Origin of the sequence: Sphingopyxis sp. DBS4, assembly GCF_024628865.1 — a bacterium.
Classification (GTDB): Bacteria; Pseudomonadota; Alphaproteobacteria; order Sphingomonadales; family Sphingomonadaceae; genus Sphingopyxis.
In genome coordinates, this window is the sequence record NZ_CP102386.1 from 111247 (window position 1) to 125986 (window position 14740).

A 14740-nucleotide genomic window follows, 5' to 3' on the forward strand; every position below is an offset into this window, starting at 1 on the left:
TCCTTCCCTAGATTGACGTGTTTGCTGGCCTTGGCCATGCCAGCCGCGTTGCACCGCCGAATGCCCGCAGGCGCGCTGCCATCGTACTGCGCAGACGGGCGCGATTTGCGATGACAGTTTCCCATGCCAATGGCTCGCCTCGCGCCGTGACGAAGCCCGCGGCAGGCTTACCGTCGGCGGTTTCGATGACGATGCGGTGGCCGCGCGGGGGAAGCTTGCCGGCATAACGGGCCGTAAATTCTCCAAGCCGGCCCGTCAGGCCATTGACGGCCTTGCCCCAACGAATGTGGCCTGCCCCGACCGTCTGGCCCGCGAGAAACCCACGATCGAGCCAGATACGAAAGTGCGTCCGTTGCTGGAGCGCGGTGTTCCGCGTTCGCTCCATTGTCCGGCAAAGCGGAAGCGCTGCAGCATGTGCATCGAGCAAAGCCAGATAATACCCTTGGGCAGCGACAAGGATGTCATCAAAGTCGCGGTCACCGAGCAGCGCCCGCAAGCAAGCCTGGAGTGCGCGATCGGACGCGAGTCCCTCCAGTGCTTCGGGGCCACCGAGGGGCAGCGCCGTATCGGCCCTATCGAGAGGGTGAAAACCGGCTCCGGAAATGACGACGATGGTCGCCTCCCCGCAGCCCGAGCAGGAATCGAGAGCCGGACGAAGCAGGGCCGTTTTTGCCGGCGCGGCGACCAGTCCGGCTTCGGGCGCACCGATCAGGAGGAGGCGACGATGCCAGCGTGCCGGCCGCGGCACGTCAGTCGGCTTGAGCCATTCGCTGGGACGAGGCCGCGCGGGCAAAATGGCTGAAGACGTTGGTGTGCGATCCACCATCAAGGCGCGGCGCGCGGTGTCGAAGAGGTCATCGCGGTTACCGCCACCATCGCAAAAGCCGTGATCATAGGCTTCGGCGACCGCATCGAGTGGGCCAGGCTTGCGGCATTCGGGATCCCAGCCCGCATGCGCGGCATACCAGCCATCGGCATAGCGGACCGATCGATCCCAGTCATGGCCATGGAGATCGCGCGCGCGCAGAATGGCACGATCGCGATCATCCCCCTGTCCCTCGGCGACTCGTCTTGCGGTGAAGGCGAAATTGCGGGCCTGTCGTTCCGCCTCGGCCATATGCGCCATCGCTTCCATCACCGGCCGCAGTGCCGCGACACGCTCGCGCATACGTGCCATGCGCTGATCGAGCGGGGAATCGTTCGCAAGGTCCGGGAAGCGGCGCCAGGCATCAGCGAGCGCCGCCGCTTGTACCGGGCTTCGACCATGGGCAATCCATGCGTCGGTGTCAGCGGGGTCAAACGGCTCTGACATCATCGGTCTCCTTCGATGCGAATCCCAGGAGACGTGGCGGCGATGGTCGGAGAGGACAGCGTACCGCTCCGACAGTTTCTCGATCACACCCACAACTGGCAGACGCGCGCGCAAGCCCGCGCCTGAAATCGGAATGCACCGAGATCAACGCTTGCCGTTCGAACGAACTTTCAGTGAAAGGGACATAGAGGCGATAGGAATAGCCCGACTCCTGGACGCAGATCCCGACGCGGACGAAAAGAATGTGCATGATGGCCTTCGTTCAGGCGACGAGACGGGGAACAACGGGCTGCGACGTGGACAAGCGAAGCTCCCGCCGGATTCGTGCGGCGAAGCGGCCCGGGTCGACAAGTTCGCGGATTGACGCCCATCGATTACGGTCTCCAAGATGATCGTCGCGGCCCTGCACCTTGCGAAAGCACACTTCCCGATCGGGGCCGGAGAGGCCGAGCGAGAGTTGCACCCAGAGATCCTCGCCGTGCAGCGTCACTTCACCTGACACGGCGGGACCACCCTTGTTGGACCGGATATCGAAACTGCCCTCGTCGAGCGCGAGGGCGTCGGCCAGGCGGCGCATGGCGGCACGCCCCTCCGAATGAAACAGGCGCTTGGCGGGCTCGTCATGGGCGACGCCGCGATAGGCGAGCGTCTTCAGAACCGGCCGGTTTCGCAGCTCGGCGATCCGCGCGATGCAGTCGCGCCGCAGATCCGCATCCGTTGCACGCGTTTCGCACACCGTCCCCAGATGGCGCGCAAGCAGAATAACCGCCGGATCACGTTCGAGATCGAGGCCGGCGTTGCGGCAATCGGTGATGGCGGCGTGGATCGCATGCAGCGCCGTGCCGATCGTGATCAGCGCGCTGGGATCGAGAGCCTGACTGTAGCGGAAGGCGAGATCATAATTCATGAGAGTCTCCGGGTCTCGAGCGGTTCGGCCGCTCACACCTCCGTCCCCCCTCTCCTCACCTTCAGTCCGCTGATGCCGCGCTGTAGATGTCCGCTGCCCATTGCTCGGTCCACAGGGCCGTCGTCTCGTCATGATCGAGATCGCCGGTTTCGATGAGATCGCGTATCTCGCGGCGCGCCTGTGCGATCGCCCGCTCCCAGGGGTCTGCCGGTTCGGGAGGTGGCGGCACCTCGGGTTGCACCGGCAACTGTCGCGAAGGCCGATCAAGGCGAGCCTGCTGTCTGTGCAACCACTGCGTCATATGGTCTGCCACCAGGCAGTCGGTCTTGGCTTGACCGCAACGTCGCGCGGCGATGCGCGCGCTGACCCCATAGGCCTGACTGTCGATCGAGGCGATACGATGGGCAAAGGCGGTGAGATAGGAGATGGCGGCGCCCTTGACACCGAAGAGATGCAGACGGGTCTGCCTTGGCAGCACCTGGTCGAGACGATCAACGACGGCGATCAGTCCATCCGCGCCATGGACGGGGCGCCGGCACATGCTACCGACACCGACAAGCCTGGCGCGCTCGATCATATGCGCGAGCGCCTCTGCACAGCATTCATAATCACCGGGATGACGTCCCTGGATGACCGGCATGAAGGTCGCATCGATCCCGGCATCTTCAGCGCGCCGCCGGCATTCGATGTTGGCCCGGATGGTACGGGACATGCGGTCGAGCACCTCGTCGCGCTCGCCGGCCACTTCCTGCTCGACGCAATAGTCGAGGCTTGCCCACCAGCGGAAAGGATAGGCCGCGGCCAGGCGGACATAATCATCGACCGTCCAGGGGTAGCGCCCATAAGTGACCATGGCGCTGAACCCCGCGCTGTCGAGGCTGAGGCTGCGAAGACCATGCGCATTCATGAGTGGTCGCATCGTCCAGCCGGTCCATTCGCGCCAACCTCGCTTCGTCGACCAGCGCGACAGCGCATTGGCGGAAATCAGGACGGGCTGCTGAAGCTGTCGGGCGCGCCGCAGGAGCGCCCCATCAGCAAGGTGCGGCAGTCCCACCATGACAGCGATCGAGCGTGGCTTGACCGAGCTTTTGTTCATGTTATGTTCCATTCAAGGGAGATTCTCAATGACCGAGCAGGCCGCCCGCTATTTTGAACCGTTCGATCTCGATGTGACGCTGCGTGATGCCGCGCTTGACGATCAAAACCGCCCCACTCGCCGCATGCTGGCCAATGCGGCGATCAGTATGCATGTCGAGGATGCCTATTATTCGGTGCGCGAACTGCGCGGGGCGGTGTCCTGGGTCCATGAGGGTGAGACGGGCGGCAAGCGCAAGCTCGCGTCCATCCTGAGCAATCCGGCAGGCGACGATTTCCAGCGCTGCATCTATTTCTGCCTCGCTGGCCGCGGCATCGTCGAGATGCTCGACGATCTGATGTGGCTCGAAGAGCTGCTCGAAGCGCGCGGCCGCGTCGCGGGTAGCATCCACCGCCGGAAAATCAGGGCACGTCCGCTGGTTTCGCCTTATGTAGCCGACGAACCGGATGGCCCTGTCGTCGCCTCAACCGAGAACTTCAGGCAAGGCCGTTCCTGGTGGGCCGATCCCGGCCTCACTGCCTGACGGGACCGCGCGCGCCGCTCCAGCCTTGGAGATCACCGCTCACAAGCGAGGCGGTCGCCGCGCCGCCATCGAGCCGGCTCGATCCACTGGCCGGCGAACGCGCCAGCCTTGTTTCGCTGCGCGGCGGCAAAGGCTTCGGTATATTGCTTCGCACGCGCCGGATCGGTTTTCAGGAATTGGGGTTGGGGAATGGCGAGGCCCGCGCGGATCAGCGTCTCTCCGAGATCGCGGCCTTTCACGGTCACAGTCGCCACCGGCCGGCCATAGCTCGAACGGTTGGTGAGCCGGATTTGGGCATCGGCTTCGCCCAGAATCCGCGCGGCATGATCCTGAGCCGCCTTGCCACATTCCCAGCACGACCGCGCCCGTTCACAGAGCTGACGGCGCTCGAACGCATCGACACCAAGGAGACGGAAATCGGCTGCAATCGTGTCGCCATCGAGCGCGCGAGCAGATGCGGTAAACCCCGGCTCATTGACGGGAGCACCCCGGACGTCGCATGCGGAGACAAGGAATAGGAAACACAGAAAACGATACATTCGATGTCTATGACAAAGGGCGCTGATCTTTTCCATTGCGTCGAACACGAAGTTCAGTCCCCAGGAAACCAGTCGAACGTCAAGGTGCGCGCGCCGGCCCGGCTTTCGAGTTCAAGGACGTCGGCAATGGTCCAGATCTTGCGGGATTCGCGCGCCAGGTCCGCGTAACCACCGTAGGTGCGGCCGCCATGCGCGATGAACTGGGCGTGGATGTTCTGGGTCGCCGCTTCGGAGAGAAAGAAGCCCGCAACGCCCTTGATATGTTGTGGCGGGAGAACGCTCAGCATAGCGTCGTAGAAACGCTGCGTGATCCGGCTGAGGGGAAATGACGCCAATGTTTCGGCGCGCGTGCGTTCGAAATAGGCGTTGGTGGACTCGACAACAGCGTCGGGAAAGCGATCACGGTGACGCGCGAGCAGCGCGGCTGCGTCGTCCCTGCTGTGTGCGTAGTCGAGGGGGAATTTCGAAGACCGCGCGGTGATGTAAAAGTTAGTGTCCATGGCGGATCCTTCCAGCTTGGAGAACACCGTCATCCATCCCTCTTCCCTCTTGCCATGGGTCGCGACCGGCGGGATCATGGGTCTGGCTGCGTTGCAGCGGCGGTCAGCATGCGGATGGGCTTTGCTCGGGAAGACATGAATAGAGAGGGCTTCAGGCGACCATCTCGAGGACGATCAGGCCCGACGACGCAGGGTCGGTAGAGATGCGGAAAGGCTGCAGCGGATCGGTGGTGCGCAGGATGCTTACCTTACCCTGCGAATGATCGAAAATCCGGCCGGCGACGCGCAGGGCATTCTCGCGGCTGCAGAGCAACTGGCGTTTGGGAGACAGACAACGCCTGTCGATGGCCGTCGTCATGACCTGATCCCTTTCTCCTCGAGGATTGACGCTCATGCAAACAGCGTCTTGTGGATCTTGGTGACCGGTACGATCACCCAGGCGCGCGTCATGAGGCCACTGATCCGGTAGAAGCAGCCATTCTGCGGATCGCGAAGCACGAGCCTCCGGCCGCGCTTGCAGACGACGAACTCCTGCGCGACGTTACCGTCGGTGAAGGTCACCGGATCGGGAAGCCGGATGCGATCCCCGTCCGCAAGTTTGCGCGCGCGGTGCGCAAGGTTCGCCCGGCAACGCGCGCGCCAGTCGAGCGCATATTCATGCTCGGTCGGGCTCAGCAGATCAAGGATCGCTGCGGGGCAGTCGGCCTCGCATGGCCCCATATTTTCGCTCATATCCTTGTACCCGAATTGGTGGCCATCGCGCGAGCGTGGATTCCAGCGCACCAGGCACACTACTGCGAAAACGTTGCCGGCAATGCCGTCCACGATTTCCTGGGCGGCGGCGTAATAGGTCCGATTTCCCGGGCAGGAGGAGGCGAGCACCCTGAGGCCGCGCTTGCTGCCGTCCTCGAGTGTGTTTTCGTAGGTAAGCTGCGCGTCGAGATAGGATTTGGCGGTCTTGTGGCCGCCCATCGACGTAAAGGGCATGAAGAGCCATCCCATGATGAGTCCTTTCTTGAGGAGGGAAACCGGCCGCTGGCCGTTTCCGGTTTGAGGATCGTCGGGCCGCGAGCGCTGGTCAGCAGGCGAACGCCCGCGTATCAAAGTCGTGGTATTTTCATGGCGTGCGGATGCGACCTTCCGCACCCGTCATTGTCGGAGCAGTCATGCTCGCCGCGTCGGCCATTGAGATAATCGGCAGCACGCCTTTGATCGCACTGGATCGCATCTACACGGGTCCTGGGCGCATCATTGCCAAGGCCGAGTTCCTGCTGCCCGGGGGAAGCGTGAAGGACCGTGCCGCCAAGGCGATCCTGCTTGCCGCAAGAGAGGATGGCCGGCTGAAGCCCGGAATGCCGGTCGTGGAAATGACGAGCGGAAACATGGGCGCCGGACTGGCGGTGGCATGCGCCGCGCTCGGCCATCCCCTCGTCGTCACGATGTCGGCAGGCAACAGTCCGGCGCGAGCGAAGATGCTCGAAGGACTGGGCGCCGAAGTGGTGCTCATCGCCCAGGTGGATGGAAGCCCGGGCCAGGTGACGGGTTCCGATGTCGATGCCGCCGCACAGGCGGCTTGCGCGATCGCCCGGGAGCGGGACGGCTTCTACGTCGATCAGTTCAACGCCGCAGAGGGGATCGCGGCGCACGAGACCACGACAGGCCCGGAGATCCTGGCGCAGTTCGGTGGTCCGGTCGACGGATGGGTTGCAGCGGTCGGCACGGGCTGCACCTTCATGGGCGTTGCAAAGGCGTTGAAGCGCGCCAATCCCGGCACGGTCTGCGCCGCGGTCGAACCGCTGAACGCGCGGCCGCTGGCCGGAGAGCCGGTGGCCAACGCCCGGCATAAGCTTCAGGGCATCGGCTATGGCACGGTTCCGCCGCACTGGGATCCATCGCTGATGGATATGAGTCTCGGCGTCAGCGATGACGAAGCTGAGGAGTGGCGTCGTGCTCTGGCTCATCGCGAGGGCCTGTACGTCGGCTATTCTGCCGCCGCGAACGTCTGCGCCGCGGCAAAGCTGCTGACATCGGGGCGGTTGACGGCTGATGCCGTCGTGGCGACGGTGCTTTGCGATACCGGCCTGAAATACTGAACCCCGGCGGGGGAACGGCCTCGATCGGCGTGCATCCGGCCGGCTGCCGGCGACGCCTTGCTCTCTGCGCCGAAGCTCCTGAGATAGGCGAAGGCCTGTTCAGCCTTGGCCGCGGCATGGATGATCGCGGTGGTGTCGCCGCGCAGGATGCCGAGCCAATGCCCGACATAGCTCGCATGACTGTCATGGAGGACGTTGGGCAGACCAAGGTCAGCACAGCAGAGCCCCGCCCCGATCTCCGCGACCAGTTCTTCGAACGCATAGGCCTTGTCGCCGAAGCGCTTACCGAAGGTCCGTGCGAGTCGGCTGGAATGGCCCGACCAGTGAACCGTCTCGTGGCAACGCGTGGACGCATAGTGATCCATGCTGCGGAAGGCCGTTCGGTTCGGCAGCTGGATGTGATCGAAGGTGGGACTGAAATAGGCTTGGTTTCCGCCATGGCGAACGTCGGCGGGGATTCCCGTGAAGAAGGCGTCGATCGCCGCCTGCCGCTCGGACGGGATCAGAGGCTGCTCCGGTTCGTCAGAGGGGTAGAAATAGGCTGGAAGACCGTCGATCTGATCGGCGTTGAACACGATGTAATGGCGCAGGAACCGGATGCTCCGCTCCACTTGCTTGCCGGTTTCGGGGTGCTCCTCACGCTTCTTGAACGAGGAATAATAAACCGAAAGCGCGCCGGTTTGACCCTTGCGGACGTGCCCGCCTAGCGTTTCCGCCTGGCGCCAGGTCATCCAGTAGCGCGAACGATAACCCTGGGCATCGCCGAGCGCCCAGAGATAAAGCGTATTGATGCCCTGATACGGTGTGCCGCAATGACGCAGCGGGCGTCCGCCCGCCCCGTTCAGCCGCCAGGGCCTCGACCAGGGCGGAACACCTTCTTCGAGCTTGCGGATGATGAGGTCGGTGATTTCGGCGGCAACATCGCGGCTCGTGCGTTTCGCAAGGGACATGGCAGCTTCTCCGTGCGGAAGGGGAAAAGGCCGCCGGCGCGGGACCGTGCGCCGGCGGCAAGGCATCCAGGAGAAAGCGGCGTCAGGCCGCGAGAGCGTCCTGATCGGGCGATTCCGCTTCGACGTCGCCGATGCCGGGCGCCATCTCGTCGGCGCCAGCCGCGCCAGCCTCTTCGGCATCCTCGGGCTCGCCGGTCGCCTGCTCTTCAGGATCGCCTTCGGCGGGTTCGAGATCGTCCGCCTCGGTCTTGTCGAGGAAGCGCATGGCGTCGGGCACCCAGGCGAGTGCCGCGTCCCGGACCTCGGGCTCGACGATCGCTTCGCCCGCGAAGAGCTTCGCGCACGATTCCGAGATCTCCGACTTCTTCATCGTCGCGTGGCGCGCGGTCAGCGTCGCGCCGCCGACATCGGCGAGCAGCGTCAGGATCGAGCCCTTGCTGATGCGGTCGAAGAAGTTTTCCGAGGTCGGCCGCCACCAGCTTGCGACATCGACGTCCATGATCGTCGCCAGCCGGTTGTGGAGCGGGCACTGCTCGGCACGGTAGCTCACCTTCGCTTCGAGCGACATCGCCACGATATAGGCGAGCCAGGCCGCCTTGCTGTCGTCGTCGAGCGCCCGGAACGCCTCGAACCGGTCGACCTCGGACTTGTGCTCCAGCCAGGTCGCATCGAGCCCGTCATGGGCTTCGGCGAGATAGCCCCGCGCGCGAGTCGCCGGCTGGTCGCCATTCACCGGATCCTGCGGCGAGCGAGCGCGAATGGTCGAGCCATAGGCGCTGAACGTGCTGACGCGATCGTCAATCATGACGAAGAGCGCATAATCGAGCGCCAGGGCCGGATGGCTGAGCAGGGTCGCTGCGAGCACGTCGCGCCGCTGCATCGCCAGCTCATCGTAGAGCCGGGCGCTGAGCGGCTTGCCGCCCGGGGCGATCGCTTCGGGCGGCGGAGCAGGCGGCGTGTAGCTGCCGCCCGGGCCGGTCGAACCGCCACCGCCGGCACCATCGCCGTGGTCGTCCTCGCCGTTTTCATCAGCGCCGCCGATGCTGACCGGTTCCTCGCTATAATATTCGGTGTCGAGGACCATCTCGCCTCTGGGCGTCAGCTTGAGAAACGCGCCGACGAGCGGCTTGATCTCGTCAGGCAGCACCGGCGGGATGTTGTGGAGCGCGTGTTCTTCCTCGGACAGGGCATCATATTCCTGGTCGAGCGCCTTGTACGCCTCCTCGCTGATGGACTCGTCATCCATCTCCTCGGCGATGGCTTCCTGCCGCTGTGCAATCGCATCGAGGCGGGCCAGCTGCGCCTCGGTGAAATCAGGCTGCGGCAGGATCACCCGGTAGAGGCCGGTCGCCGCGCTATGCGTGTAGTTCGACGCGATCGGCCGGATCCAGGCGAGACCGAGTTCCTCGCCGATCCGCTTGGCCTCCGCTTCCATGATGTCCGCGGCGAGCCGCTGCGCGATCTCGGGGTTCACCCATTTGTCGCCGCTGTCGCTGAAAAGGTCGCGGTCGATCTTGCCGCCAGCCTCGGCATAGCGGTCCTCGCCGACCAGGATCGCGACCGGATCGGTCGACTTCATCGTTTCGTTGGCGATGACGCGGCGGATGGTGTCGGCATTGGCATAGCTGGTGCCGTAGCTGTTCCAGACGAGAAGCTGCTTCTCCTGGTTTTCGGTCGAGGCATAGGCTTTCGCGACGTCGAGGGTAATTGTGCCTTCGCTCAGCGCCTCGAAGATGGGCTCGGCCAGTGTGGCGAGACGCAGGCGCCCTTCGACGAACCGACGGGTGAGGCCGAAGCGCTTGGCGACACCGTCGATATCGTTGTTGAGGCCGATGAAATATTGGAAGGCCCGGCATTCCTCGGCGGGCGTCATCTTGAGCTGATGGAAGTTGGCCGCGGTCGAGGTCTCGGACAGTGTCGCCTCGTCACCGACGAGAACCTTGACGGGAACATCGTAGGTTTCAGGGTCGATGGTGCCGCGCTCGGCGAGCATGAGCAGACCGCGCAGACGGCGACCTCCATCGAAGACCTCGAAAGTGCCGCGCGGCTTTTTCACAGGCGTGACGAGCAGGTTCTGGAGTACGCCGCGAGCTTCGAGATCGGCGGCCATCTGCGGTATTTCCAGCAGGTCGTCGGGCCGCCTGCGGACATTGATGGGAGAAAGCGTAAGCTTCGAGAGCTTAACGGTCGTGGTCATCGGAGGAACTCCTTCTGGCATCCGGATCAGCCCGGACACCAGCATCACTCCCCCTTCCCTCTCGAACCCCGGGACGCTCCGTGGGTGTGGCTTTTTTCCGCCGGACAACCTACATTGTCTTCTCTTCCGGCCTCGAAAGAATATGATCTGCGGTGACCTCCACGACGCTCCGTTTGAACATGCCGCAATGGCAGGGTGGCGATGAACCCGCCTATCGCTTTGGTTCCGAATTGTTGCGCTGGCTTGCCCCGCCGCATGACGGCCCCGAGGAAACCGTGGCGGTTCCGGAACCGGACGGAAGCTCCCCGCCGGTTAGCCGTGGCATCAAGTGGTGCGCCGCCCTCTTGTCTCAAGCAAGAGCGGCGCGCGAAGCCATCGAGCGGCATGCACCCGATCGGATCGTAACGCTTGGCGGCGACTGCCTGGTCGATCTTGCGCCGATGGCGTATCTAAACCGCAGATATGGTGAAAAGCTGGGCGTTCTCTGGCTCGATGCCCATCCCGACGTGATGAGCGCTGCCGAGTTTTCGCACGCCCATGCCCATGTGCTTGCCCTGCTGCTTGGCCGGGGCGACGAGGCTTTCACGGCGGAAGTGCCCCGCAAGCTGGACGCCCGGCGTGTGATGATCGCCGGCATGCAGGGGTGGAACGCGGATGAAGACCTGATCCTGAAGGAACTGGGCATCCGGCATATCCCGCCAGCCGTCCTTGCTGACAGCAGCCGGCCGATCCTCGACTGGATCGAAACCGAGGGAATCACGCATCTTGCGGTACATTTCGACCTCGATGTCCTCGATCCGGCACATTTTTCGCCGCTGCTGTTCAACAGGCCCGGCATGCCCGAGAGGGCCTTCGATGGAATAGAGCAAGGCCGTATGCAGCTGGACCAGGTGGTGCGCCTGTTGAAAGAGATCGGCGCGGCAGTGGATATGGTTGGCCTTGCCATCGCCGAACATCTGCCATGGGACATGCTGCGCCTGAGAAACAGCCTTGCCGAGTTACCCATCATAAAAGCATGAAACGCGCTGTAGGCTGAAACCGCTCCCGAGTTTCGGAATACCAATGGCGCACCACTCGCGAAGCTATCCTCGCCGCTTTGGACACGCCCTCCCCCGATCTCGAGGTAAACGTCGTCACCGCTACGCGATGCTTCACAATCTGAATGTGACGGACTTCTCCTGTGAGAGCGGCGCTGACCGCCGACGAGACGTCATTAGAGGGTGTCAGTGACCAGCGAAACCCGCAGTGCCGACTGTTTCGGTGACATCTCGTGCCTGATGCAGAATGCACACCAGCTGCGCTTCGTCATTCAGGATCGGAACGGACACCGTCTGCCAATAGCGCTCGAGAAACCGGCCATCGGAACCCCGCAAGTCATAGCGCTGTGCTTTCATGGCATGCCGGCGCCGTCCCTGTGCCGCGATGCGGATGGAATCAAACAAGCCTGCGACGCCGGTTGCATCCTCAAGATCCGGATTATCCGGAAAGACGTCAAAGAGCCTTTCTCCGGCCACTTTGCTGCGCTCGGTATAGGTGATGGCAGTATGCGCATCGTTGACGTCGAGGATTCGCATACCAGCCCTCGGATCGATGATCATCGTAGGCTGGATAGAGGTCTCCGTCAGGCGTTGAAAAAGGCTCCGATCACATGATGATAACACGCCAAATTCAATAGGATATCTCTGCACGCCTAGTGCGGCGGCGTTGAGCAATGCAAGCTCGCGTTGAATTGAACGGATCTGCTGCAGCAGATAGCTGCGCTCGGTGTCGGCAACGTCTGCGTCCAGGCAAGCCCTGAATTTCTTCAAGTTTTCGTGCAGGATGAAGCGTTGCACATTACCCCCTAAGGTTCCAATTGTGCCTCGGATCTATGAACTTCTCCGGTCCCGAGAAGTTTCCCCGACTCGCTGGCATCTGCAACGCAATAAATACACTGAATGACCTCTGAGCACACGACACGCACCTTAAGGTGCCATCCAACAGCTTCGCGGGCGCTGGTGACGATCGCCAGATGATAACGCGCAATCGCCGCTCGCCGACCCGCTTTAATGCGCTCAGTTCGACCAGCCCTGCCAGATCGCGCGTGGCGGTCGCCGAGGCGGCATCCGCGATCGTGCCGATAGTCGCGCGCGCTCAGCCCCCCAGCGAAGCCGTCCGGCCATTAGGCCGTCATGCGGATCAACGTCTTCTCGATCAAGAAACGGATACTCTCGATCGTTCGCCCATGCGCCTCCAGCACGATACCGGCGAACCAACCCAGCCGGTCATCGATCCGGTTGCTCTGGCTGGCCCGTTGCAGCTCGGCGTAATAAGCCTTGCTTATGCCGATTAATCATCGCCGAGAATATCGACTCCTTCTGAGCGCGCCGGGCGGCGCCTGCGCGCGGCCCTTCAGTCGTTGAGGGTTACTGTTCCGGTATGTTCAGCAGCTCGACTGCCGGCGCGAAGACCCAGCCTTCGGAGAGCTGGTCGGTGAGCGGATCGCGATAGACCACGAGCCGCCACTTACCGCGGCTATCCTTCACGGCAAGCAAGGTGCCGGCATCGCCGCGCATCAGTATCTGCGCCTTGCCCTGCGGCTCGCGACGGATCGGCGCGTCACGCTTCAGCTCTGCGCGGGGGAGGTTCGCGACATAGGCTTCGTCTGCCTTCTGATTGGCGGCGATGATCTTGTCGATCTTCTCCTGCAGGGTCTCGACTTGGACTTTCATCTCGGCATGGACCTTCTGCTCTGCTGGCGTCAGGTCTGCAGGGACGACCTCCTTGTAGATGCCATAGACGGTCATGATGAAGCCGATGAGCGCGATCGCACCGACATTGCGGAGCTCCTTCAGTGTGTTATCGCCGAACGTCGAGAAGATCACGCCTATCAGCTGCATGAATGCCGCCAGCAGGTCGACACTCTGTGCCGGATCTTCAGCGTGGCCGATCGCTTCGATCAGGCGGTGGGCCTCGATCACCTGCTCGGCCATGACGACCGCGCTGCTCGTCACCACAGCCTCGGCCGTGGCGCGCAAGGTCATCATGTCGATCGTGCGCGCTCGCTCCGCCGCGACCTTCAGGATGCCAAGGCTGGGCGCCATGCGCTCGCTCAGCGCCTTGATCTGATCGCCGACCTGCGCGCCAGCCATCAGCTTTCCGATTATCGACCTGTTCGCCTCGAACATGCTGCCAAGCTCCACCATGTCCGCGATCGTCGAGCCAATCAGCAGCTTTTGTGCCGCCAGAATGCCGGTGGGATCACGGTTAATCCCCATGGCGGTCCTCTGGATCTGCAACAACCAGCTCGTGGAGGCGAAGTCCTTCAGCACGGGGACGCGACTCATGCGCAGCGCCTCGGCTGCCGCTATCGTGTCGCTAACGCGCGTACCCTTCAGCATCGCCGCGGTCTTGAGGATACCGGACTTCTCGACTGCGTCCAGCGCCGTGAAGACGCTCGGCAACGGCTTGATCGCGCTCGGCAGGGCAAAGCTCGGGCCCATCGCCCGCTTGATAAGGTCCGACTGCTCGCGCTGCAGCTTCATGGCTTCATACAACGGGCTGTCAGGCCCGAATGGGAATTTGTTGCTCATGGAGATTCCATCGCAGAATCGAGTCCCCGGTTCGACCAACTTTTGGGCAACCACAGTGAACCGCGCACATTTTTTCAGCGCACCGAGCGATCACAACATGGGACGGGGCGCGCGGCACTGTATGGACATCGAACCCCTTCACGCCGGCGGGGCCTGACCTTCGGTCGTTTCATTCATGAACCTACTTTTCAACTCTCTGCACGACAGTCAGAAAGGAGGGATGTTGTTCACTGTCAAACCCGGAAGAACTCAAAGACTTTGATGGTCTGCAATTGGGAGCTTTTTTGACCCAATTTCCGTCTGTAAAGTTGGCGATTCACGAAGGAAAGAGGATGGCGTTATAATTCTGGGCGCCGTGCAGAATGTGAATGATGAACACTTTTTCCGCCTCGACCCGATAGAAGATCAGATAATCGCCATGACCACGCCGCCGTACGCCGGTTGCCTCATAGCGCGCAACGAGAGGAAAACGTTCCGACATATCGGCTAGGCCCAGGCATTTCGAACGTAGCTCCTGCAAGAAGCTTAAGGCCCGTGCCGGATTATCGCGTGCGATATAATCGCTGATCGTCTCAAGGTCATATTCGGCCTCGGCCGTCAGATGAACGATCATTCGTCGCCCGCACTCATGGCGCGATATTTGGCGGCAAGGCGATCGAACACCTGATCGGCCGGCGTTGTGCGCCCTGCGTCCACATCTGCAAGGCCGCGTGCTATCGAGGCATCGAGGGCGGCGAGGCGAGTTTCCCGGTCCTGTATCAACCGTACACCTTCGCGCAGAACCTCGCTCTTCGAATTATAGCGCCCCGTCGCGACGAGGCTGGTGATGAAATTCTCAAGCTGCTTTCCAAGATCCGCGCTAATCATGGTCTGGCCTCCTATCCTGTCAGACGATAGCGGGTTATCAACAGTTGATAAAGTGAAATTGATGGGCATGCCAGTCATATGGGGGGACATCCAGAACCATGGCCTGACCTCGCTCTTCACGAATGGCCTGTGTTGGGTGGGCCGCCAAAAGCAGTACCAGTCGCTTCACGTTCGCACTATCAAC

At 62.6% G+C, this 14740-nt stretch carries 16 protein-coding genes and 1 pseudogene; 3 read left to right on the plus strand and 14 right to left on the minus strand.

Annotation, left to right across the window (positions count from 1 at the left end):
• Positions 1-7: 7 nt before the first annotated feature.
• The 3 genes from NP825_RS22225 to NP825_RS22235 form a co-directional block, all read right to left on the minus strand.
• Positions 8-1312, minus strand: coding sequence for a hypothetical protein (locus NP825_RS22225; RefSeq protein WP_306999285.1), 1305 nt, complete (start codon positions 1310-1312; stop codon positions 8-10).
• A gap of 262 nt (positions 1313-1574) precedes the next feature.
• Entirely contained in the window at positions 1575-2219 is a 645-nt protein-coding gene (locus NP825_RS22230; RefSeq protein WP_257551844.1) for a hypothetical protein, read from the minus strand.
• Between the two features lie 61 nt (positions 2220-2280).
• Positions 2281-3315, minus strand: coding sequence for a hypothetical protein (locus NP825_RS22235; protein WP_257551720.1), 1035 nt, complete (start codon positions 3313-3315; stop codon positions 2281-2283).
• A gap of 28 nt (positions 3316-3343) precedes the next feature.
• Between NP825_RS22235 and NP825_RS22240 the strand changes: the two genes are divergently transcribed.
• On the plus strand, positions 3344-3838 hold the full coding sequence (locus tag NP825_RS22240) for a hypothetical protein (RefSeq protein WP_257551721.1): 495 nt from the start codon (positions 3344-3346) through the stop codon (positions 3836-3838).
• A gap of 32 nt (positions 3839-3870) precedes the next feature.
• Here NP825_RS22240 and NP825_RS22245 read toward each other — a convergent pair whose 3' ends face one another.
• The 4 genes from NP825_RS22245 to NP825_RS22260 all read right to left on the minus strand — a co-directional run bounded on the left by NP825_RS22245 (position 3871) and on the right by NP825_RS22260 (position 5879).
• Entirely contained in the window at positions 3871-4377 is a 507-nt protein-coding gene (locus tag NP825_RS22245) for a thermonuclease family protein (protein WP_020819413.1), read from the minus strand.
• Positions 4378-4430: 53 nt separating this feature from the next.
• Positions 4431-4955: a hypothetical protein gene (locus tag NP825_RS22250; protein WP_257551723.1), complete on the minus strand. Its 525-nt coding sequence runs from the start codon at positions 4953-4955 to the stop codon at positions 4431-4433.
• Positions 4956-5028: 73 nt separating this feature from the next.
• Positions 5029-5235: a hypothetical protein gene (locus NP825_RS22255; RefSeq protein WP_257551724.1), complete on the minus strand. Its 207-nt coding sequence runs from the start codon at positions 5233-5235 to the stop codon at positions 5029-5031.
• A gap of 32 nt (positions 5236-5267) precedes the next feature.
• Positions 5268-5879 (minus strand): hypothetical protein, encoded by a 612-nt coding sequence (locus NP825_RS22260; protein ID WP_257551845.1) that lies wholly within the window; start codon positions 5877-5879, stop codon positions 5268-5270.
• A gap of 164 nt (positions 5880-6043) precedes the next feature.
• Between NP825_RS22260 and NP825_RS22265 the strand changes: the two genes are divergently transcribed.
• Positions 6044-6970 carry a PLP-dependent cysteine synthase family protein gene (locus NP825_RS22265; RefSeq protein WP_257551725.1) on the plus strand — a complete coding sequence of 309 codons (927 nt, stop codon included), beginning with the start codon at positions 6044-6046 and terminating at the stop codon, positions 6968-6970.
• Here NP825_RS22265 and NP825_RS22270 read toward each other — a convergent pair.
• Positions 6859-7920: an ArdC family protein gene (locus NP825_RS22270; RefSeq protein WP_257551846.1), complete on the minus strand. Its 1062-nt coding sequence runs from the start codon at positions 7918-7920 to the stop codon at positions 6859-6861. The two genes, NP825_RS22265 and NP825_RS22270, sit on opposite strands and share 112 nt — an antisense overlap.
• Before the next feature lie 82 nt (positions 7921-8002).
• Entirely contained in the window at positions 8003-10117 is a 2115-nt protein-coding gene (locus tag NP825_RS22275; RefSeq protein ID WP_257551726.1) for a ParB/RepB/Spo0J family partition protein, read from the minus strand.
• 179 nt (positions 10118-10296) lie between these two features.
• Between NP825_RS22275 and NP825_RS22280 the strand changes: the two genes are divergently transcribed.
• Positions 10297-11136, plus strand: coding sequence for an arginase family protein (locus NP825_RS22280; RefSeq protein WP_257551847.1), 840 nt, complete (start codon positions 10297-10299; stop codon positions 11134-11136).
• 204 nt (positions 11137-11340) lie between these two features.
• On the opposite strand, the gene NP825_RS22285 is transcribed toward NP825_RS22280, so the two are convergent.
• From NP825_RS22285 to NP825_RS22305, 5 genes and pseudogenes are all read right to left on the minus strand, one after another.
• Positions 11341-11952: a PAS domain-containing protein gene (locus NP825_RS22285; RefSeq protein WP_257551727.1), complete on the minus strand. Its 612-nt coding sequence runs from the start codon at positions 11950-11952 to the stop codon at positions 11341-11343.
• 167 nt (positions 11953-12119) lie between these two features.
• Positions 12120-12459: pseudogene (locus NP825_RS22290) on the minus strand (DUF4172 domain-containing protein); the annotation flags it as partial.
• Positions 12460-12522: 63 nt separating this feature from the next.
• Positions 12523-13689: an SH3 domain-containing protein gene (locus NP825_RS22295; RefSeq protein ID WP_257551728.1), complete on the minus strand. Its 1167-nt coding sequence runs from the start codon at positions 13687-13689 to the stop codon at positions 12523-12525.
• A 316-nt stretch (positions 13690-14005) separates the two neighbouring features.
• A complete protein-coding gene (locus NP825_RS22300; protein ID WP_257551729.1) occupies positions 14006-14302 on the minus strand; it encodes a type II toxin-antitoxin system RelE/ParE family toxin in 297 nt (98 codons plus the stop codon).
• Positions 14299-14556 (minus strand): type II toxin-antitoxin system ParD family antitoxin, encoded by a 258-nt coding sequence (locus NP825_RS22305; RefSeq protein ID WP_257551848.1) that lies wholly within the window; start codon positions 14554-14556, stop codon positions 14299-14301. Before NP825_RS22305 ends, NP825_RS22300 begins: the two co-directional genes overlap by 4 nt.
• Positions 14557-14740: the final 184 nt, after the last annotated feature.